This window comes from Nocardia amamiensis, from assembly GCF_015477605.1.
Taxonomy (GTDB): Bacteria; Actinomycetota; Actinomycetes; order Mycobacteriales; family Mycobacteriaceae; genus Nocardia; species Nocardia amamiensis_A.
The window spans coordinates 1-552 of the sequence record NZ_JADLQX010000208.1 but is presented as its reverse complement, the minus strand read 5'-3'; the positions used below and the strand labels follow the sequence as shown (position 1 = coordinate 552).

The window sequence follows — 552 nt, the reverse complement described above, 5'->3', positions numbered from 1 at the left end:
CTTACAACGCGATGTTGACTGCCTTCGTCTGGGTGTACAGATCGAGTGCGGCGCTGCCGAGTTCACGGCCCCACCCGGATTGTTTGTAGCCACCGAACGGGAGGGCGGTGTCGAAGCCGTTGTACTGATTGACCCAGACCGAGCCGGCCTTCAGTCGCTTGGCGACGCGGTGCGCCTTCGACACGTCCCGGGTCCAGATGCCCGCGGCCAAGCCGTATTCCGAGTCGTTGGCGGCGGCGACGAGCTCGTCTTCGGAACCGAACGGGATCGCGGCGACGACCGGGCCGAAGATCTCTTCCCGCACGATCGAGAACGACGGCTGGACATCGACGAAAACCGTTGGCTCCACGAAGAATCCGGCGTCACCGTGGCGGCGGCCACCGGTGAGCGCGCGGGCGCCGTCGCGCAGACCGGCCTGGATGTAGCCGGTGACGCGATCGAACTGCTCCTGGGAGACCAGCGGGCCGAGCTGAGTGTCGGGGTCGAGGCCGGGGCCGATCTTCACTTGGCCGGCCGCGTCGGCGACCGCCTGGGTGAACTGTTCGAAGATCG

Annotated in this window: 1 protein-coding gene; it reads right to left on the bottom strand. The window is 66.8% G+C overall.

What is annotated here, in order from left to right; translation table 11 throughout:
- Window position 1 precedes the first annotated feature (1 nt).
- The coding region (locus tag IU459_RS37510; RefSeq protein WP_195134305.1) for an aldehyde dehydrogenase family protein at window positions 2–552 on the bottom strand (551 nt) is incomplete at its 5' end.